Source organism: Prolixibacteraceae bacterium (genome assembly GCA_019856515.1).
Taxonomy (GTDB): domain Bacteria; phylum Bacteroidota; class Bacteroidia; order Bacteroidales; family Prolixibacteraceae; genus Halosquirtibacter; species Halosquirtibacter xylanolyticus.
On sequence record CP082230.1, the window covers coordinates 2,464,707 to 2,482,590 of the forward strand.

Below are 17,884 nucleotides of genomic sequence, written 5' to 3' on the forward strand. Positions count from 1 at the left end.
ATAGGAGACTCAAAATACTCGTAGGACTAAAGTTTCAGGAAGTTATTCATCAAAAAGCAGAGAATTTAGCATAATAGAAAAGAACCAATTAGGAATAGTGTAACTACAAAATACCTTGTAATAGCAATTGCTTATAACCACTTAAACAGAGGGTTCAATCCCTGTTCAATTTAACATTATTGAGTTCGTCGTATTCAACAACTGCAATAGATATGTATGATTTCAAAATGATAGATGATCAAATTCGGATGATATGGCTACGGAGAGTATTGTTATAAAAAACAGGAAGGTGGTGATGCTAAATGGAAGTTGTCAGCCATAAATGATATTTTATTCAGACAGCACTGTTCAAGACACATCAAAAACAGTTACAAGAAACATGAGCCATAAGTCATAATTGGAAAAGTGTAGTAACTAGAGAACCTTTTTCATATAATTCAGTTTGAGATCAATGAACACAAATATTATTACTCTTTTTATCATACGAAGATCGAAATTTAGTATAATAAACAACGAAGATCTTCATCATTACATTATTTGTCCTCATTTTGTTGTATACCCAGTTTCTAAAAGAACCAACAAATTGAATACAAGAAAATAGCTCAACACACAGTTGATGCTGTATATCAATGAATAACAACTGACACAACCAAACTACAATAAGGAACATCTTTTTAAAAACCGAAATAAAAGTGATGAGACCAAATAATTTAGTATAATAATAAGACTACAAACAGAGTTATTAACTTGTTGATAACCATATTCAAAGTCCATTATATGGGATCAACTAAGGAAGATCAATATTTATTTCTTTTGTGCGACATGCACCAAAAAAACCCACCCCTTGATCTATATTAGAATGGAGTGGCATAACATTCATCACGCCATCAATTACATTCTCACTTTGCACCACACTACGATAACGAAACTTATAATAGGTCTTATCTAAAGACTTTATCCACAGGTAAAAATCAGTATTGTAAACCAAAGATAGGTAACTTTTAAAAGTAACTAAGCGTTCCTGATCAGCAGGGATATCTAGAAATAACATCTTATATGGAGACCGAATCTCATTAAAGATATTGTTCGCAATAAACTTATCCTGTGACGAAACAGGAACCGATTGATAATTTGTGGCATACACCTTTTCAACAGAATTCTCAATATGAAAAGCTCTACCCAACATCCTCACCAAACAATAACACGCATGAGGATGAGGATTTTTAATCAAGACAGAGATCGAATAGTAATCTTCAAATTTTTTAATACTCTTAACATGAGCTTCAAGAGCATAAGGCATTTGAACAACAGAAGAGGCCTGTATTTTACCATCATCAATGTTTAATTGGTAACTTCTACCTGAGACCCAAGAGTTGTCCCTCCAATCCATCTCCCATATTCCATTTTTAGTATACTTATAGCTCACCTTCTCCTTACTCTTTAAATCCACCAACTCCACGTCAGCATTTTCAATAGGTCGTTCAAGTTCGCCTGTCAATAACTTCGCGGCATAATACAAGCTTAATGTATTCTTACCTTCAGGAGACAACTCTCCTAAAACAGTAATCTTATCTTCTTTATTTTGTGAGAAATCCAAATTCTCCATGCTACAACCAACAACGAGTAGTCCAGAAACAACTATTACCACAACGATGATGATCTTCTCTCTAAAACGATTAAAACGCATAACTAAAAGAAATATATGGGAAAGCATTCATATAAGACATCTGCTCAAACTCAACAATACGATTAGAGCTATCATACTCTGGCAAAATAACGATGGGAGAAGGACGACCAACAATATTATTCACCCCAAACCGATAAACAATCGTATGCTGCCTTTTGGTACTCTTCTTATAACTCGCTCCAACATTTAAACTATAATTATCTGACAAACGATGATTATTAATTCCATAACTATTATAATTCACAAAAGAGCCACTGTCCCAATCCTCAATACCATGAATATGATCCATACTTTGAATCGCATACTCTGGTAATGTAACAGGGCGACCTGTAGAATAATATCCAGTAATAAACGTCCTTAGCTTTTTGGTTAACCTTATATCAATAGTACCATTCAGATTATGCCTTATATCATTTAATGATGGATAATATGCCCCACCATTAATCTCAGGATAAGCATCTTCTGATCTTATCAAACTATAGGACAATCCACACGTCAATAATTTTATTCTATATTCATAACTAACATTTGCCCCTTTAACTCTTCGTGTGCCGATATGAACACGATCTTTTAAACTGGGAGCTAGAAGATTCTGTGCTACATTTTGTCCATCTTTATAACGAAGAATATTATCCATTCTTTTAAGATATGCTTGAACCTTTAACTTACTATTTGGGGTGGGAACCAAGATCGCTCCAATCTCAACCTGGTTAGAAATCTCAGGAGGAACGGACTTACTACTTGGGGCTCTCAACTCTGTTGGTAAAGAGAAGTAACCAATAGTAATCTCATGCTGAAACTGATCCATTCTTGAATAAGATGCATACAGGTTAATATTGGAAGTGGGTAAGAAACCAATAGTAGCTCTAGGAGAAGCATAAGCAAACGTAGCATTCTTAGTCATATGAAAATTACCATTTATACCAGCCTTTAGATGCCACATATCTGATATTCGCCATTTGCCCTCATAATATAAATTCAACGTAGCAGCCATCATAGACAACCGACGGTTGGTACTTACAGCACCAACTCTCGACTCAACAAATGGAAATACAAAATTCTGATATCTTATATTCACGCCATAGGTATTCAACATTCTATTAGACAAGGTATGTTGCCACTGGGTCTGAATCACAAAATCTAAAATCTTATTACGATCGACACTCTCCATCGATTGCGTATTTCCATTAAAAGAGTTATTGTAACTACTAAAACTAATATTGGTCTCTTGAAACAGGTTGGCACTTTGAATATGATTCCACTTAGCAGTCAGTAGGGTATTTCCCCAATCTAACTCTACACCACTGAAAATATCGAAGAAATTATTATTCGACAATTTCAAATTAAACCGATCATGTCCTTTATAGAAACTCAAAAACACACGATCATTTTTCGAAATAACATAATTTGCTTTTAAATTCAGATCAAATAAGTTTAATGTCAAATCGGTAAAAAACAGATCTAGAAAACTTCGTCTTAATGAACCGATAAAAGATGCTTTATCTTTTAATATAGGCCCCTCCAGATGTGTAGTAAACGTAAGAGGACTCAATGAAACACTTCCATGATAGTTTCTCATATCTCCCTCCTTTGTCCGTATATCCACAACAGAAGAGAGACGCCCATTATACCTCGAAGGGAAAGACCCTTGATAGAAATCAACCTGTTTTACTACAGCACTATTAAAAACAGAAAATATATTTGCCAAATGGCTAGGGTTGTATACCTGTACTCCATCAATCAAGAATAAGTTATGATTCGGATTCCCTCCTCGCACAGAAAATCCACCTCCGGCACCGACACCTCCGCTTACTCCAGCTCGAAACTGCAATGCTTGAACAAGGTCGGTCTCCCCAAGGAACGTTGCCGAATGCCCCAAGTCAGACTCTCGAATAACCTCATGATCGAATGATGTAGAGTGACTTCTATTAGGACGAACTTTAACCTCAACGAGTGATTCTTGTTTCGGCTTCAATTCAATATCATACACCTCCTCATCAAGATCAATAATCACAGGACTATACCCTAAAAATGACGCAACTAGATTAGTCGTATTCTTAGGCACCTTCACGCTAAAAAAACCATGCTTATTGGTATAGACCCCCTGCTTAATATCTGGAATATAGATCGCTGCACCAATAAGTGTCTCTTTAGATACGACATCCCGGACAAAACCAGATATCGTTTTCTCTTCAGTACGATGCCCCTTCTGTGGAACCAAAAGCACCTTATGCTTTCGTTTTACAACTCTTAGCTTCTTTTTGATCACAATACTCCCAATCAGTGAATCACAGCTATATCTTCCTGTAGTTAAAAATAGAGAGTCGCTCAAATGAATATCATTAGTTCGATATGCCACATTAATACCTTGTGTAGAAACCCAATCCAATAGCACAACCATCGGATAATTCAGATCTTCCTCAACGACAAATATCGCCTCCTTTTTTTCAATATAATCCTGTCCTTTTGCAAAATAAGATTGTAACGTAGTCATCAATAAAATAAATACAATGCGATCTCTCATTACTTTTCATCCTTTTTAACGACGATAAAACGACTCCCGTTAGAGACCACCTTTAAGTCAAATAGGATCGCAAGTTCATCTAACGTCTCTTGTAATGTTTGATCTTTAAAATGTATCGTAACAAACATATCACTAAAATCCCCTTGAACAGAAAGCTTTTGCATATACACCTCTTCCAATTTATCAAAGACATCCAATAATGAACAATTCTTAAAATCCATATCTTTGGTCACCCATGACATATAATTAGGATCTTTATTGATTGATTTAATAATATTCTGAGAACGATAGACTCCTCTATCCCCCGGAGTTAATATCACTTTCTGATGATCTTTACTTTCAAAAGCAACACGACCTGTACGCACCACTACAATAGCGTCACTTCTTTCGGTCATGATATTAAAAGAGGTGCCTAACACCGTAACTTTCGTTTCAGCCAAATGAATAGTAAAAGGGCGTGATGAATCTTTCTCAACCTCAAAGAATGCATCTCCCTTCAAAGACACGTCTCTACGATCATCTGCAAATGTCTTATTGAACTTCAATTCACTATTTTTCTTCAAAATAACTTTAGTATGATCTGGTAGAGTGTAAGTCATCATCTGATCAGCTCTTATCACCTTCTCATGCGACGAAAACAACTGCCACAATCCCAAAGATAACACCATAACTATCGATGCTGCAATCGAGAGGTTACGGAACCATAAGTTTCGAACCTTACCAGTTACTTTAGCCTCCTTCAAATTCATTTTAGATGACACCTCTTCCCAACCCTCTTGGGGGTCAAACAGATCACTATAATCAATATATTGGGTCTCTTTCATTATAGTAGAAAGTTGCTTGTATGTCTCTTCATTATTAAGACGCCATTGCGAAAGAATCTCTTCTTCCTCCGCTGTTGTACATTGAGAGAAGTGTTTTGCTAATATTTCATCTATATTTTTCATCTTCTTTCTTAATAATGGTTCGACAACAATTGTATAATATAAATAAACGAAGAGCTTGGAATAGGGTGTTTCTTAATAAAATCCTTCATCGATTTGATTGCCTTTCCCATCTGATTCTCCACAGTCTTTATAGATATCTGAAGCGCTTCCGAAATCTCAACATAAGTCATCGATTCCAGACGACTCATTTTAAAAATAACCGCACATTTGGGTGGTAAAGTCTCTAACGCTTTTTCAATATATTGATTTGGTTCAAACTCTTCTAAACAATCTTGATCTATATGTTTCTCTTCTAATGGAATCTCTTCCACCGAATAATGATGAATCTTCTTTCTCAGTAGTGATACGCAATTATTCTTAACTGCAGTAATAAGGTAATATTTTGCTTTTGGATCTTCCACCAGCTCCCTCTTTTGGGTCCAGATTTTTATAAACACTTCTTGTACGACATCTTTGCTCTCACACTTATCCTTCAGATAGTTATACGCAATAGAACATAGCATCGCATAGTGCTTATCAAAAAATATATGGAAGGCATCCATCTCTTTGTTATCAGACATATCAGTTGGTTATCTTTTGTTTATATCGCACATAAAAGCCACATAATGATACGAATATATATTTTTCATAGTTAACATCCATCACCAGAGTGGTTTAACATACATCTAAAACACCCCAATACAACTTTTCGTTTAATAACATTAATCATCAAAACATACTACCATCATCCAAACACGTCAATAATACATAAGGAAAGGCAAAGAGAAGTCTCTAAATATCAACTACATCCCAAAACAACCGATAAAGTATTACACCTCGAATGATTCAAAACAGGTAATATCACAGAGTAAGAGTGAAAAAATCCCCATGGCATATAGCGTACCATGAGGACCAACAACGGATTTCTAAACGAAATTTTGTATTTACGATTATGGATTTTTTCTTATTAAATCTACTTGATCATCACCTCCTTCTCTACAAGTGTCAGATAAGAAACCTTGCCTCCAGCATCTTTATCTGACTGATTAATAGCACTATAAGAATGTTTTTTTATTAATTCCACCTTTACCTTTCCAGCTTTAAAACCACTACTGAACAGCCCTTCTACTTCAATCTTATCCGCACCTTTTTCAGTCGTTGCATACATCGAAAATGTTTTGTCCTGATAGATATTTACAATTACTTGCTCATTCTCTTTAGGAGCAGCTCCCTTCCAATGGATTACATTTTTCTGTCTACCGTTAAAAGTTGTAAAATCATCAACAAAGTTGATATCAGCTGAATTCTTTTGTGAAAATTTATTTACAAAGGTGGTCTTTGGATTCTTGTTAAAAACTACAGTTACATCCATTATTTTATCTCGCTTCCAATGATAGAAATAGTGAGATATTGTCGAAAAGCTATCCTCATTCTCATCATTAAACTGCACCTTTGAATCCCCTGATAGAGTTATACGAGTACCTTTGGATGTCCTCTCTCTAAAAGTAGCATCAACTTTCGTTGTATTGCGTGTCTTATTATATGTCACTTGATACTCTTGGTAAATAGCCGATTTAGCATCCAACTCCATAGAGTCGATAGACTCACAACTTACCATCGCACTAATCATAAATAGAAGAAGAACTACTTTACAACTTAATTGGTTTTTCATAGAGAACAACTGTTTTTATTAAATCTATACCAATTGTAATTTGAGACGAACGATAAATCATTGCGAATATATTTTGTTTACACAAAGTAAATACCTGAAACACAAATCCCCCTGCTCTGATATTTCTGCTCAACATAAAGACTATATACATGCAATAAGAATGATCATCTCATGATTTTATTAATACTAGAACTGGTATGAAACACCTAGATTAACCACCCCTTTATATCCTACTCCAAGCTCCAAGAAAGCAGCTAAATCCCCTCCAACTCTCAATCCTAAAGCATTCACTTGGAAATTCCATTGACCAGAACGATCCATATCCTGTTTATCTTTTTGCATATTATCTTGATCCAGAATCACTGAATAAGCCACAGATGCACCAGAGTAGACTTGAATAAAACCATTAGAGATATAACGATAATCCGTACCAAGTCCTGCTGTAATAAAATGTTGCGTAATATCGCCACTCTTGATATCAGCAGTAGTATACTCCGTCTTAAATTTTTGATAGGAAACATCTGTAAATACCATCCAACGATCTGCCACAGCATGCCTATAAGTGATTCCTACTTGTGGTGTTGATTTCGTAGTATTACTTCTTATCAAACCCCCAGTTATGGTAGTGGTAGCAACATCACTTGCAATATTGAATATATCATTTGAAGTAAATGCCCCAATATTTACATTAAATTCGTTTGTCCCTTTCTCTTGACCAATACTCTTCTGAGTAATTAATGAAAATATTGCAACGAGTATCATTATTATAAGCTCTTTCATCTTTTCCTTATATGTTTGTTCTTGTTTGTATTCCTAAACTAATTCCAACTCTATATTGAATTGATCGATCAATATCTTAAATCTTATATTGGATTTACACCTACAACACGCACAAAAACAAAATACCCCTACGTCGATTAGAAAAAAATCACTTTTCTTTCCATAAAAAAAACACAACACATTAACTATCAGTGCAATGAAATAAATCATTTCTTCACAAAAAGGATAACTACACACAAAAAAGAAACAAGAAAACATTTAAATTCAACCAAATTCACCGTTAGATCAACAAAATATATCTTTCATTCTAAATCCAACACAACTTAGTTATGCGAAATTAATGGCATGAAAGGAATACATAAACTAGTTTCACCAATTGAATTATGAAGTAAAATATATAGTATCGTAATATATTGTATTTAAACAGCTTCGAAATAGAGAGATTACGTCACCCCCTCGACACTTTTTATTCAGCATAAACCAAGTAGAACACAAGGAGCTTACACACTTAGAATAGAAATATGGTCAACAAAATATGCAAAGAGTATATGTCCCAATGATGACTCGCTACCTCTATCTATTAAAACTAATTTCAAATCGATGTCTATGGCAAGAAGTATATCTATATTCAATGTTCCAATCATAGAGACCACATATATTCTCCACAATAGCCAATCCTAACCCATTACTATATGAATGTTTACCTTCTGAAGCATAACGTTCAAACACTTTGTCTCCACAAAGTGCACCTAAAATACCGTCATTTTCTATATAGAATACCCTATCATCGTTACCTATGATGACTTTACCATTTTCCCTGTTGTGTTGTATTGAATTGATAATTAAATTTCCAATAAGTATTTCAATCAATGTTCGATTAGCTTCAATAAAAATAGAACCATTCAAATTCGAGTTATCCATAACAACTTTTTTCCCTTCCAAATAGAGTTCATAATGGTAACATAAGCTAACAGATAGATCAATTACATCCACTTTCTCTGTAACCCCTGTCTCCTTTCGATCTAGGCGTGTAAGTAACAATAGATTCTTATTGATACGAGAAAGTCGTGACACCGCTTCAAATAGATCTTCAATGAGAACGACCTGATCTTCTGTGATACTTCGACTCTGAATAAGCATCTCTAGTTTTGACTGTATCACAGCGACAGGAGTCTGTAGTTCATGGGCTGCATTAGCACTAAACTCTTTTTGTGAGAGATAGGTTTGTTTGGCATCCTCTAGCATCGTTATTAAAACACGATTTAAGTCAACAAACTCTTTAATATTATTATTTCGGAAGCAAGGTAGTACTGTATTCTCAATAGAATAATTCTTAATCTGATGAAGAGTATCATAGAATGGTGTCCATAATTTTTGGGATATAAGCAAAGTCGAGAAAACAAAAGAGATAAGCAACACAACAATAATAATACTGAATAACTCCACAATTGACCACATTAAATCAGCAGACTCGACAAGGTTCTGCCTTACCATGAGTAGAAAATCTTCAGTTTCTATTTTTATTGGTGCATAATGAACTCGGTATGGCTCTAGTTCATTATCCAACGCATCGTAGAAAAAAGTGTTATAACATCTATTAATAATCGTAGTATCATGATAGGAGACAATCTTAATGTCTCGATTAAAACGATTCCATTGGCGAACATCTCTTAACTTCAAGTCAGGTTCATTAAACACATGAAACTCCTCTACACGCAAAGAGATTGACTCATCAACATCTTCAATATATATCGCATTATTAAGATAGTAGAATAGAGGAGTAGACGCTAGTAACAATACTCCAGCTAATAGAGTGTAATGTAGATATTGCTTTGTAACTAATTTCCTTACTCTTGCCATTGATAACCAATTCCGTAAACAGTTTTAATATACTCACTATCTGAGTATTCTGATAATTTCTTCTTTAAATTTTTAATATGTGCATACACAAAATTAAAATCATTGAGCATAAATGTCAACTCTCCAGAAAGGTGTTCTGCTATGGCTATTTTCGAAACAACCCGTTGCCTATTATGAATTAAGAACAGCAAGACATCATACTCTGATTTAGTTAATGACAACAAACAGTCACACACACAAACGCTCTTTTGTTGCATATCAATCGTAACATCACCTTGTTCTAGTACTTGACTATTTATTCCGTACTTCCTACGGACAATCGCATCAATCCTTGCAGATAATTCAGCCAGATGAAAAGGTTTCGTCAAATAATCATCCGCTCCCAAGTTAAAACCCTCTACTTTGTCTGTGATTTGATCTTTCGCAGTAATGATCAAAACACCATCTTCACGATTCATCTCTTTTAACCTTCGTAGAAGATCTAACCCTTCACCTCCAGGAATCATCAAATCCAATAAAATACAGTCATACTCGAAATTCACAATCTTGTCTAGTCCCTCATCATAACTGCATGCGTGATCCATTCGAAAATCTTTCGATGATAAATAGTCAGTTATACTTTCGGCCAATGCCACCATGTCTTCAACAATCAATACCCTCATTCTTGATCCTCCGAATTGGTCACTTTTATCGATTACAACAATAAAACCACAAAACTAAGATAAAAACAGATAGAGTGTGAAGTCATTCTAACACTTTCACACTCATCTATATTACTTAACATCAATCCACCCTAGCATCTCTAAATAATTGAATCTAATTTATCTCCTTTATTAGAAGCTCAAAATAGATATAGACTCTGCTCAGTGAGATATCTTTAACGATAGATAAACAAAATAGAACGAAATAATTCTAATGTCTAATGGTTAAAATCCTTACGATTACGATCTAGGCTCTCAAGAAAAGATGGAAATACCCACAACAACAACGGTAACCCCACTACAAAACCACCAATGACAGCCACAGCCAATGGTTGCTGCATTTGTGCACCTAAACCAACACCTAAAGCCAATGGCATCAACGCCAAAATCGCTCCTATTGCCGTCATCAACTTTGGCCTAATACGTAATGCTATCGCATAATGAATAGCATGAGATACACTATTGTTCTGTTTTAAATTTGCTTGGTATTGATAAGCAGTAAAAATCGCATTCTCTGCGATGATACCTACAATCATGATAATCCCAGTATAACTACTTACATTTAAAGGAATAGCGAAAGTCCACAAAGCAATTAAAGAGCCACATATTCCTAACATCGAAATTAATATAATTAAAAGTGAAAGAGTCCATCTTCGAAACAAAAATAGCAACACTGTAAAGACCAATAATACCGCAAAAACAAGTATCTGTGTCAACTCCTTGAAAGATTGCTGTTGCTCTTTATATGCACCACCATATACAATCTGATAGCCTTTGGGAAGCATCACATTTTGTGCTACCTGATAACGTATTTCACTCATCACACTCCCCAAATCACGACCATCTAACCTAGCAGTAACACGTATGACTGACTTTAAATCCTCTCTCTGTTGTTCCATCTCTCCAGAAATAACCTCCACTTTCGAAAAGTAACTTACAGTTCGGTAGCTTCCGTTAGATAGATAAATTGGGGAATCTAATACTCTATCTAAACTATTGCTACTATAGTCTGTATTTCGAAGTAGAATCTTACGCATCTGCTCCCCATCCTGTATCTGACCAATCTGCAAACCACTAGCAATAGCAACCTGTGTTGGAGAGGGAGTAGGGATGTCTGCATGAATACCAACAGCCAACCCTTCAACTAATGATTGCAACTGATTCTGAAATTGTAACGGTGTAAGACCATACTCAGCCAACCTATCTTGATTAGGAATAAACAAGAAAGAGGGGCCAGCAGTAACCAATCCATTATCGATATCAACAACTCCATCCACCCCCTGCAAAACATGCTCCACTTTTTGTGCATAATCTTTCAAATCGGCATAGTTGTCACCAAAAATCTTCACCTCCACTGGCTCTGAAGTGCTCATCAAATCGCCCAATAGGTCTGCAATACGTTGTCCAAAAGATATCTTCAATATGGGTACCGAAAGACTAATATCTCTACGCAACTCATTAATAACCTCCTCTGTCGTCTTTTCATGACCACTCTTTAACTGTATCGAATAGTCCCCAAAGTTAGGTGGTACTGTGCGTATAGACATCTTCATTCCTGTTCTTCTAGAATAGGTTGCAATCTGATCATTAGACATGATAATGGTCTCCATCTGTCGACACAATCTATCGGTCTCTTGCACACTAGTCCCTGGGGGAGAATAGTAGTCCAAAACAATTGAACCTTCATCTAAATCAGGAAGAAAACCCTGCGATACATGACCATAAGAGTACCAAGCACCCCCCAACAAGAGAACAACAAAACTTAAAGCCAAAACTGGATACTTAAAGATATTAGTCAACCAATCTAACTGATGCTCCTTCTCCTCCTGTCCTCTTTTATGAACCGACACCTTCGCATGATAACCAATAACCAAATGCAACACAGGAAGTAAAAGCCATGTGACTAAAAAGGATACAACCATTGTGATCTGCATGGTATCAGAGAGCTCTTTGAAAAAAGAGCCTGCCAATCCACTCATCAATCGAAAAGGGAAATGGATGACTATAGTAGCCAATGAAGAAGCGATCATCGCAGGAAACAACATCTTTATCGACTTGCTCACCACCCTATAACGACTATGGTTAGGATGCTCCTCATGGGTTCTATAGATCTGCTCTATAATAACAATTGCATCATCGATAATCAAACCTACAGATGCTGCAATGGCCCCCAAAGACATAATATTAATCGATATACCAACCAGATATAAAACCAAAAAAGTAAAGGCAACAGTAACAGGTATCGTCAATAGAACAACTAAACTCGCTCGCCATGATCGTAAAAAAAAGAACATCACGATAATAGCGAGTAGAAGCCCCTCATAAATGGTCTCCATAACACTACTGATACTATCATTCACAAAAGCACTTTGATTATAGTAAGGCTTAAGGTGAAAACCACTAGGCAACTGTTTGGCAACCTCTTCGGATTTAGCCTCTACCTCTTGTGCAAAGTCTAATAAATTAATCCCTGGTTGCTTAATTAGGTCAATAATAAGTGCCTTGTGTCCATTGGCATTTACCTCCGTAAACTCTTCAGAAGGCTTCACTCTCACAGTGGCAATATCTTTAAGACAAACAACTTCTATTCCTCTCTTAACAATAGGGGTATCCATCAAATCATCAACACCTTGCACCCGGGTGTCTGTCAGTGTCAAATATATCCTATTCGAATGTGCTATTTGACCATCCGATGCTACAAAATTAGTATTGTTAAATGCATCAATAATAGCTTGGGGGCCTATCTGCATTTGAGCCATTCTATCAGCCTTTGGAATAATCACATACTCCTTCGATCGCCCGCCCTTAATCACAACATTGGCCATCCCTTTCACTTGTGATAACAAAGGACGAACCACTAAATTAGCTTGATCTTTTAATGCAATTTGATCATTCCCATCATGCTCTAAAGTAAAGCCAAAAACAGGAAACGTCGATTGGTTTACCGCCTCTACTGTGGTGATTACATCCACAGGAAAAAAACTCCTTATCTCATTTATTCGACTCTCTATCTCTAACTTCTTTTGGTAAGTATCCGTACCCCAATCCATAAATATATCGATCACTGCACTACCCCTACTTGTATTGCTCTTCACGATAGTAACCCCTTGCACCTTCTTCACTGCACTCTCTACTGGCTTAGTGACAGTGATCATCATACGATCCACAGGCAGTTGTCCTGCATCAATAACCACAGCAACACGAGGAAATTGAACCTCAGGAAACAAATTAGTTTTCATCTTCGATAACGAGAATGCACCTGCAATCAACAACAAAACCCCTACAAAGAGTATCGGTTTCGTTAGAATCTGATAATAACTCTTTTTCATCTTCTTCCTCCCTTTACCCTTATTGATTTGTTATTCTAACACGCTTTCCACCTTCCAAACCATAAGAACCTACGGTTACAAAACGTGCCTCTTTATTAAATATCGGTGAAATAATCTCCACATCTTTACTATCACGACGACCTAGTTGAACCTCATGCTTGGTTACAGTATAATCGACATCAACCGTAAAAATCCAACTCTTCGTTAAATCATCCGAACTTTGAACCGCTGACTTTGGAAGAATTAATACAGAAGAGTCCCGCTGATTCACAATTTCAGTGACCAAACGGATACCCTCAGGAACATAAAGTGCTTTTACCGGTTTTGTAACATAGGTAATATTTTGAGTCACTGCATTTGCTATTGGCAATATTGACTCAACGACAACCCTTGTTCTCTCCCCGTTAGGCATTACAACACGCAAAACACTCTTAGGTCCAATATCAGATAAAATATTAAAAGGAACCTCCGTCAAGAAACGCAACGAAGTTGTTTTAGTGATACCGCACAAAAGCGTACCCATAGCGATATACCCTCCAGGTTCACTTACTACAAAATTAGATACTACACCATTAAATGGGGATCTTACAATATAATCTTCCACACTATAACCCAACCTCTTCTTGGTCTTCTCATCCAAGACACTGCTCTCCAACTGCTTAATCTTATAAAGCACATCCCCTCTCTTAACATAGGCTCCTAAATGAATATTAACCTCCGATACATACCCCGCAATTGGTGTCTTTAAATTCTCTCTCTTTAAATATTTCGAATTTGAAATAATAGGAGTTATTGAAGGAATCACTCCCTGTCGATAATTTACAACTTGAATAGCAGTGGTCGTAATAGCCTCCTTTTCAGAAGATTTCTCCTTTTTTGCTTCAGTACAACTCGACAACAAATAGATAAGAGATAGGAGCGAAACAAAGTAATATCTGTTCATTATGATACTTTTTATAGTTACCAATTCCAATAGTTATATGTATTTATCAACTGCTTTCTTTCCACCATTAAATCCGATAATTTAACTTGCAACGAAGCCATCTCTCTGAGTAGAAGAATATATTCCATTACCGTTCTCGAACCAATAGCCAATTCATGCTGATATACATTCATCAAATCCCCGTACTCTATCAATTGATTTTCCAACAACCCGATACGTCGATTACAACTCGTAAGATCTCCATTAACCTGAACAATATGATTCATATGTTGTACCATAAAACTACGCTTCTCAAAGCCAACCATATCCTCTTGAATATCTACGGTTCTCTGGTGATACTTCAACTGTTTACCATCAAAAATATTCCATGAAAGAGTTACCCCAAAATCCATCCCAACATTCTTATAAATACTTCTTCCATAAATCCCATTAAGTCCCATTGAAGCATTTAAATTTAACTGTGGCATATAAGGCAACTTCATCTTCTGTTTCTGAATCTCTAATGATCTAATTTGAAGATCGTAGAGATGTGTAAACTGTGTCAAGCCCTCAAACTCACTCTTATGCATTAATGGAACAGTTAAAACAACCTTCGAACTATCCATAATACCGCATAACATTCGTAGTTGAGTCAATGAATTATAATATAAGCCTCTCTCCAACTCTTGCTGCTCTTTAATCGTTGTAGACTCTATCGCCAATCTCGAAATATCCGAAGGCTTGCAAAGAGACTGCTGTGACAACCGTTCCAATACCGCCTTATTCGAACGCAATAACCTCAATATCCCATCTAAATGATCGGATCTTTGTTGATGCATATATGCGAACAAATAAGCGTCCACAACCAATTTCTTTAGATCATGAGATGATAACGTTATATTTTGATTATTGATATCCGTTTGATTATTGATTCCATCAATTTCAATCCCCAACTTCTTACTGTTCAACAACGGTTGACTTATCGAAACAAGTGATTGATAAGAAACACCATCTGTTACAGCCGTATCAAACCCCCAATAGTTATTATTAGATGGACTAAAGCTCAACGATGTTTTTCCTCCTTCCATAGCCAACACAGGTGCTGCCACAATATTCCCCTGCAACCCTATTTTAGGCTTCCGATATAGAGCATATACTGATTTTACACGAAGCTCATTTTGCCTATTCCCACTCCGATATCCCTCTAATACAGGACTATTAATCATCGCCTCCTGCAAATAGTAATCAAGACTATTCTGTGCATGTGCAGCCCCATAAAACAAAAAGAACCCACACACTATTAAAACCCAATGTTTCATACAAAAACCATCTAATGTCAACGCATATAATATTAATATCAGCTAATATAAAATTGAATTCTGTAGAAAATTTGAATCCCTAAAATCAAAAATATACTAGATATATTTTTCTATCATAGTTAAAACAAGTAATCCCACTTTGAAATATCTAAAGCAGCATAAACAGAAAGAGGGGTAAAGATCTACGCTTTACCCCTATTTTCTATTTATGATCACGATGATCTGTTGTTACCATGAAACAGTAGTTCCAAACATTAAGTATTGATCTAATTGTATTTTGAAATAAGCGATTATGCTTCCAAATATATTTTGTTTTTACAAGACTTGAAATTTAACTATCGGTGATATTTCTTCGCTACCTATAAACAATAAAGAACGCAAGGATATAACTCATTTAGATATTCAATTGATATTATTTACTATGGACAATCGAATTATATGTCTGCACCATTGCATCTAACTTCTCTTTATTCTTTGTCGCCAGATTAACTTGCTGATGAATATCGTCTTTCAAATTATATAGCTGATACTCCTTTGAATTTCCTAACTCAATATTAACATTCTTATTGATCGCAGCTCCTTTATGTGGTGGAATCATTACCCAATCTCCTTCCTCATAGGCTGTTCGAGTAAAAGCCTCTAGAACCAATCCCTTTCGCCCATCGTCACTCTTCCCTAAAAGAGCACCTAGAATATCCTTACTATCTTTACCTCTGATATCACTTCCAACAAAGTGGGCAAATGATGACATTAAATCCACTTGACAAACCAATGCATTAGATACTTTTGGCTCTATCTTACCTTTCCAATAACAGATAAATGGTACACGAGTACCCGCCTCATACAAACTATATTTCCCTCCTCGATAAGGTCCTGTAGCCTTGTGATTACCATTAAGTTCTACCGCCTGATCCTTATATCCATCATTTAAAACAGGACCATTATCACTCGAAAGAACAATTAATGTATTCTCTAAAAGATGTTTCTCTTTTAAATGCTTAATAAACTCTCCAACGCACCAATCGGCCTCAAGAATGACATCACCACGAGCCCCTAAACCCGATTTTCCAACAAAACGTGGGCTTGGTGTACGAGGTACATGAGGCTGTTGTAATGCATAATATAAAAAGAATGGTTCATCTTTATGATTATCTACATACGCTTTAGCCTTCGCAAGAAAATGATCTGCCATCTCTTCATCTTTCCAATGAGCAGCTTTTCCACCTTTCATAAAGCCAATACGAGGAATCCCGTTTACAATGGTATTGTTATGTCCATGATGCCATTCTAGTTTTAACATCTCAGGATTATTCTTTCCTGTGGGTTGTCCATCAAAGTTATGTTTATATGATATCGATATAGGATCATTGGGGTCCAAATTATCCACATGATCATTCTCAATATAGACAGTAGGAACTCTATCCTGTGTCGCTGCCATAATATAAGAATCATCAAATCCGACTTCATTAGGTCCTGGCTTAATCTCCTTATTCCAATCAAGATCTCCTGCTCCAAGACCCAAATGCCACTTACCAACAATTCCTGTATGATAACCTGCGGTCTTTAACATCTTAGGCAGCGTCATCTTCTTAGGGTTAATCAGTAATGGTGCAGACCCAGGCAGTATCTTCGCCTTCGCATTCCTCCATGGATACTCACCTGTCAACAATCCATAACGACTAGGCGTACAAGTAGCAGAGGTCGAATGTCCATTGGTAAAACGAACACCTCCATTAGCTAAAGCATCCATATTGGGAGTTGAGATCGCATCCGCACCATAACAACTCAAATCGCCATACCCCAAATCATCAAGATAGATTACAACGATATTGGGTTTCTCAACTTTCTCTTCTTTTTCTTGCTTCTTCTTTACACTACACGATGTCATAGCAGAGCAGAGTGCGAAAGAAGTGAATAGTAATGTGTGTTTATTCATAAATCGATATTGTTTTTTATCATAATTAAAAAAAGGTAATGTAACAAAAATACAACAACTATTATTCTTTAACACGAAACACTTCAATTGATTAAAGATGTTAAAATAGAATTATACTAATTTGAACAAACCCTATCATATACCATACATCAACGACTCTCTTTCTAAACCTGAAGAACATTAATTCCATTTTAACCATCCCCCATCGCAAACATCTGATCAAGGAAA

The 17,884-nt window shown here is 36.0% G+C and carries 12 protein-coding genes; all 12 read right to left on the reverse strand.

Annotation, left to right across the window (positions count from 1 at the left end):
- Positions 1–787 precede the first annotated feature (787 nt).
- The 12 genes from K5X82_08745 to K5X82_08800 all read right to left on the reverse strand — a co-directional run bounded on the left by K5X82_08745 (position 788) and on the right by K5X82_08800 (position 17,656).
- Positions 788–1,687 (reverse strand): DUF4249 domain-containing protein, encoded by a 900-nt coding sequence (locus K5X82_08745; protein ID QZT38970.1) that lies wholly within the window; start codon positions 1,685–1,687, stop codon positions 788–790.
- Entirely contained in the window at positions 1,677–4,211 is a 2,535-nt protein-coding gene (locus tag K5X82_08750) for a TonB-dependent receptor (protein QZT38971.1), read from the reverse strand. The genes K5X82_08745 and K5X82_08750 overlap by 11 nt, the downstream gene beginning before the upstream one ends.
- Positions 4,211–5,158, reverse strand: coding sequence for a FecR domain-containing protein (locus K5X82_08755; protein QZT38972.1), 948 nt, complete (start codon positions 5,156–5,158; stop codon positions 4,211–4,213). The genes K5X82_08750 and K5X82_08755 overlap by 1 nt, the downstream gene beginning before the upstream one ends.
- Before the next feature lie 8 nt (positions 5,159–5,166).
- Positions 5,167–5,718, reverse strand: a complete 552-nt coding sequence (locus K5X82_08760; GenBank protein QZT38973.1) for an RNA polymerase sigma-70 factor — start codon at positions 5,716–5,718, stop codon at positions 5,167–5,169.
- A gap of 392 nt (positions 5,719–6,110) precedes the next feature.
- Complete coding sequence (locus K5X82_08765) at positions 6,111–6,809, reverse strand: hypothetical protein (protein QZT38974.1); 699 nt, start codon at positions 6,807–6,809, stop codon at positions 6,111–6,113.
- A 186-nt stretch (positions 6,810–6,995) separates the two neighbouring features.
- Positions 6,996–7,589 carry a hypothetical protein gene (locus tag K5X82_08770; GenBank protein QZT38975.1) on the reverse strand — a complete coding sequence of 198 codons (594 nt, stop codon included), beginning with the start codon at positions 7,587–7,589 and terminating at the stop codon, positions 6,996–6,998.
- Positions 7,590–8,162: 573 nt separating this feature from the next.
- Positions 8,163–9,449 carry a HAMP domain-containing histidine kinase gene (locus K5X82_08775; protein QZT38976.1) on the reverse strand — a complete coding sequence of 429 codons (1,287 nt, stop codon included), beginning with the start codon at positions 9,447–9,449 and terminating at the stop codon, positions 8,163–8,165.
- Positions 9,437–10,111 (reverse strand): response regulator transcription factor, encoded by a 675-nt coding sequence (locus K5X82_08780; protein ID QZT38977.1) that lies wholly within the window; start codon positions 10,109–10,111, stop codon positions 9,437–9,439. Before K5X82_08780 ends, K5X82_08775 begins: the two co-directional genes overlap by 13 nt.
- Before the next feature lie 257 nt (positions 10,112–10,368).
- Positions 10,369–13,479 carry an efflux RND transporter permease subunit gene (locus K5X82_08785; GenBank protein ID QZT38978.1) on the reverse strand — a complete coding sequence of 1,037 codons (3,111 nt, stop codon included), beginning with the start codon at positions 13,477–13,479 and terminating at the stop codon, positions 10,369–10,371.
- 19 nt (positions 13,480–13,498) lie between these two features.
- On the reverse strand, positions 13,499–14,422 hold the full coding sequence (locus tag K5X82_08790) for a biotin/lipoyl-binding protein (GenBank protein ID QZT38979.1): 924 nt from the start codon (positions 14,420–14,422) through the stop codon (positions 13,499–13,501).
- Between the two features lie 17 nt (positions 14,423–14,439).
- The gene (locus K5X82_08795; GenBank protein QZT38980.1) at positions 14,440–15,720 is read right to left on the reverse strand and encodes a TolC family protein; all 1,281 of its coding nucleotides are present in this window, start codon (positions 15,718–15,720) and stop codon (positions 14,440–14,442) included.
- Positions 15,721–16,132: 412 nt separating this feature from the next.
- Positions 16,133–17,656 (reverse strand): arylsulfatase, encoded by a 1,524-nt coding sequence (locus tag K5X82_08800; GenBank protein ID QZT38981.1) that lies wholly within the window; start codon positions 17,654–17,656, stop codon positions 16,133–16,135.
- Positions 17,657–17,884 lie beyond the last annotated feature (228 nt).

Bases quoted from the DNA above. Each gene is read 5' to 3' on its own strand.
- K5X82_08765 (QZT38974.1), bottom strand. From the start codon at position 6,809: ATGAAAAACCAATTAAGTTGTAAAGTAGTTCTTCTTCTATTTATGATT.
- K5X82_08785 (QZT38978.1), bottom strand. From the start codon at position 13,479: ATGAAAAAGAGTTATTATCAGATTCTAACGAAACCGATACTCTTTGTA.
- K5X82_08760 (QZT38973.1), bottom strand. From the start codon at position 5,718: ATGTCTGATAACAAAGAGATGGATGCCTTCCATATATTTTTTGATAAG.
- K5X82_08775 (QZT38976.1), bottom strand. From the start codon at position 9,449: ATGGCAAGAGTAAGGAAATTAGTTACAAAGCAATATCTACATTACACT.
- K5X82_08800 (QZT38981.1), bottom strand. From the start codon at position 17,656: ATGAATAAACACACATTACTATTCACTTCTTTCGCACTCTGCTCTGCT.
- K5X82_08795 (QZT38980.1), bottom strand. From the start codon at position 15,720: ATGAAACATTGGGTTTTAATAGTGTGTGGGTTCTTTTTGTTTTATGGG.
- K5X82_08745 (QZT38970.1), bottom strand. From the start codon at position 1,687: ATGCGTTTTAATCGTTTTAGAGAGAAGATCATCATCGTTGTGGTAATA.
- K5X82_08780 (QZT38977.1), bottom strand. From the start codon at position 10,111: ATGAGGGTATTGATTGTTGAAGACATGGTGGCATTGGCCGAAAGTATA.
- K5X82_08755 (QZT38972.1), bottom strand. From the start codon at position 5,158: ATGAAAAATATAGATGAAATATTAGCAAAACACTTCTCTCAATGTACA.
- K5X82_08770 (QZT38975.1), bottom strand. From the start codon at position 7,589: ATGAAAGAGCTTATAATAATGATACTCGTTGCAATATTTTCATTAATT.
- K5X82_08790 (QZT38979.1), bottom strand. From the start codon at position 14,422: ATGAACAGATATTACTTTGTTTCGCTCCTATCTCTTATCTATTTGTTG.
- K5X82_08750 (QZT38971.1), bottom strand. From the start codon at position 4,211: ATGAGAGATCGCATTGTATTTATTTTATTGATGACTACGTTACAATCT.